Origin of the sequence: Candidatus Cryosericum odellii (assembly GCF_003570935.1) — a bacterium.
Lineage (GTDB): Bacteria > Caldisericota > Caldisericia > Cryosericales > Cryosericaceae > Cryosericum > Cryosericum odellii.
Genome location: NZ_QXIU01000258.1, coordinates 1 through 3,453 on the forward strand (window position 1 = coordinate 1; position 3,453 = coordinate 3,453).

General features: G+C 56.8%; 1 protein-coding gene. It reads right to left on the reverse strand.

Features of this window, described 5'->3' with window-relative positions; translation table 11 throughout:
• Positions 1–183: 183 nt before the first annotated feature.
• Positions 184–2,796 carry an S-layer homology domain-containing protein gene (locus tag SMC5_RS10205; protein WP_119120604.1) on the reverse strand — a complete coding sequence of 871 codons (2,613 nt, stop codon included), beginning with the start codon at positions 2,794–2,796 and terminating at the stop codon, positions 184–186.
• Positions 2,797–3,453: the final 657 nt, after the last annotated feature.

Here is a 3,453-nt window from a genome sequence, read left to right on the forward strand (position 1 = left end):
TTGCGCTTTCAGTGCCTGCGCCAGTTGTGCCTTCTCCTTCTCGTCCATCACACCAGCTCCTCTCTCCATATGAGTATATCGGATAAAGGTGTGAAGCGGTACATCACACCGCTCATCGTAATGGCCGGAGATCAACGACCTCCGGCCATCAGATGTCACGTATTGTCTGAAGGTTCTCCGCTATCAGTTGTAGGGGTCCTTCGGTACCGTCTGGAAAGTCTGTGAAGAAGCAGTGTGATCATACGTGTGGGTATAGATCGTGTTTGTGGCAGGATCAAACGACGTCGCAGGCGTGATGTTCGCCAGACGGAACCCGCTTGTCCATACTGTAAAGTCTGCCTTGCCCGTGGCGCCCCAATACAGGTTGGTGAAGTCATCCCACGTGACTGAGTCTCCTTGAGGAGCAAAGGGGTACGGCATGCCAGAGTACTCCTTCAGGTAGACACGGATGGTCGTCGTCTCGCCTGGCATCAGCGGCGGGATGGCGATGTTGCGCACAGGTTCATAGATACAATAACTGACGGGGTAATAGGGGTAGCCTTTCCTCAGGCCGTTGAAGAAGTGGTCCCTGTATGCCAACGCGTCAGCCCATATCTGACCTGTAGGCTTCTCAGCCCAGGTCGACGTGGTGACGGTGATATTGGTGTCCTTCCAGTCCCATCCGGCATCGAAGTTCAGGAAGCCGGCGAGTGATGGCTTGTCCTTGTATGGGTTGGTGATTGCGACATCAATGTAGGCAGGCTGGTAGAGCTTGGCTGGGTCAGCTTTCAGGAAGGGCGAGTTGAGCGGGTTGGGTGTCGCAGAGTTGGCGGCATCAGTCAGGCTTGATGTAATAGTGGTCTTCGCCTGGTCTATCAGCGCATCCGTCACGGCGCTGGCCGGAATGCCTGCCTGAGCCAGGGCCTCATTGGCCAGGTAGTTGAGACTTCCACTCGCCAGCTGGTCGAAATTGGGCAGAGATGGTGGAATGCCAAGCGACGCAAGTCCGTAGTCTGCCAGCATCGTCAGGGCAAACTCCAGGCCCTTGCGCCAGTCGTCAGGAATACCAGGGAAGTTCTTGGCAATGAACGCTATCAGGCCTCCCTTGAGCTTGGCAAAAGCGGTCGATACCCAGTTGGTTATCTTGGCGACAACGTCGATGATTGTCTTTAAGAAACTGACAATGCCATCCCAGAGTTCCGCCCACCAGGACTTATCCCCTGACTTGTCCCAGACCTGGAGATGGGACCCCGGTGTGAGCCATTTCCACAGGATTTCCTTCTCGTAGCGGTCGGGGGTCATGGTTGGGTCGTTCATTGCGTAGTACTGGTATGTGTAGAGGGTCGAGGTGCCGTTCGTGATGTTGAAGTTCAGCTCATTCCACTTGGGATACCGGTACACAGTGTAGTAATGTGCCCAGTTCGGATCCTCCCACTGGACTGGCTCATAGTGGACAACTTTGATGGTGGGCGTGTACGAAGGCTCTGAAACCGTCTTCCACTGGTAGATCTTCACCTGCTGCTGCTTGAAGTAGCTCACCGTCACGGTATCAGAGAAGGCCGCTGATGTCACGCCGGGTGTCACGGAAGTGCTGAGCGCAACCGCTCTCACGTAGTACAGCACCTGATCACCAGGCTTCAGCGTAGCCGCGGCTGGACCGAAGTCATGAAATGGAATGGGAACCGTATTGTGGTAGTCGGCAAGGAGCGTGACAGGAAGTGGACTGTAGGTCTTGGAGTAGACCAGTCCCGACGGCGCGTTCCAGTCCTCCACGTCGCTGAACGGCTTGGCAGAAACCTGGAAGACGACACTGCTCGTGGTCGCACCTGCACCCCTGAACTGGAACCAGTGAGGAGTCGTTTCTTCACAGGAAACCCCGACTTTGGCGACGTGTTCAAGAATGTTGGGAAACTCCGGCTTCGCATCGGGTTCCAGATTGCGGAGAGGCGTCCACAACTGGAAGGAGGGGGAGGCCAGCGGCGAACTTGCGGACGGTGGTACCGACAGGCTGCTGCCATACAGCACTCGTACGCCTTCGCCCGGATCACCGATGCACCGCCCGCTGCCGTCGACAGGGACCGCCCTCACGTAGAGAACTTGTTGGGTCCCAGGTGTCGTCAGCTGCCGGTAGTGGCTTGGGACACCCAACTTCGTAGCAAACGTCGCGAAATCGATGGCAAACTCACCGGCCGTCCCTGCCACCTGGCCTGACGCGACCAGTCCTGTCGGCTTCTGCCAGTCTGTCGGGAATCCTATGAACGGGACATTCGCAACTTGCCAGACCACCTTCGCAGGTGCAGCTCGGGTCAGCGTATAGGCGAAGTACCGCACGCGATTTCCAGCAATGTCGATGAGCGCGGCGTTGTCGGCCTTTGAGTACATGGACGCAGACTTGATCAGAAGCCTGTCAGCCGGTCTGCTCTTGGGTTTCGCTGATCCTGTCGCAGCATACAGCGTCAGGCGCGCATCGTACAAAGGGGCGTTGAGCAAACCGTCCCAGTCCGACGCCAGGTACTTGGCCTTCTCGGTCAACGTGATAATCCTGCCGGTCGGCAAGACCAGGGTTGCCTTCACGTCGGAAGCAGTCCGGAACGCCTCATAGGTCCGCTTGATGAGGACGACGCCTTGCTCACGGGTGGTGTTGCTGAGAGGGTCGATAGTGGTGGCGCTCAGACCTTTCATGATGGCATTCTGATAAGCGAACTCCATCGCCTCCAGCGCCCACGTAGCGACCTTAACCTTGTCGGCAAAGGGGAAATCGGTCTGGCTGACAGCTTTCAAGGGTGGGACCGCTTTGCCCAGTGCACGGTAGATCATCGTGGCAATTTCNNTGAGAGAATTTCCCTGCACCCGTCCCCTGGACGATGCCCAGGTTATAGGCTTTGACGATCTCGGGGTTCGCCGTGTCGGTGAACGGCGACGTCCCTGCCGACGGCGTCTTGCCCGTCAGTTTCGAATACAGCTTCACGACGATCACACAGAACTCCTCGCGCGTGATCGGTTTGATGAAGTGGTTCATAACAGCTGGATACGTCAGCCCGTACGAGTAGGCGAGCTGCAGCTCAGGTTCTGCCCAGGAGCTCTCAGTCCCATCGAGGACGAGAGGGTTAGCGGCCAGTACTCTGAGGGCCGGGCTCAGTGGTGTAAGCAGGAGCGTCACGACAAGAACGCCTATCACGATCTCGCGGAACCAGGTCCTTGCGACAGCTTCTCCTGCGGTGAAACTACTGGCAAACAAGTTGCATTTCCTCACGATTGAGCCTCCTCTCTCTGCAGTCCGTCACATAACCTTCAACTGAGGTCGAGCAGTATGTGCAACTGGGCACATTCTTGCCCGTTGTGCAAATATTTGCAAGACCCATCGCCGGTTCCTCCGACCACCGTCCCGCATGCTTCGTCCCCGCAGAAAGCACACGCTCGCAGAAACACTGCTACAATGAATATTAGACCCCTCAGTAAGGTGGTCTCGTATGA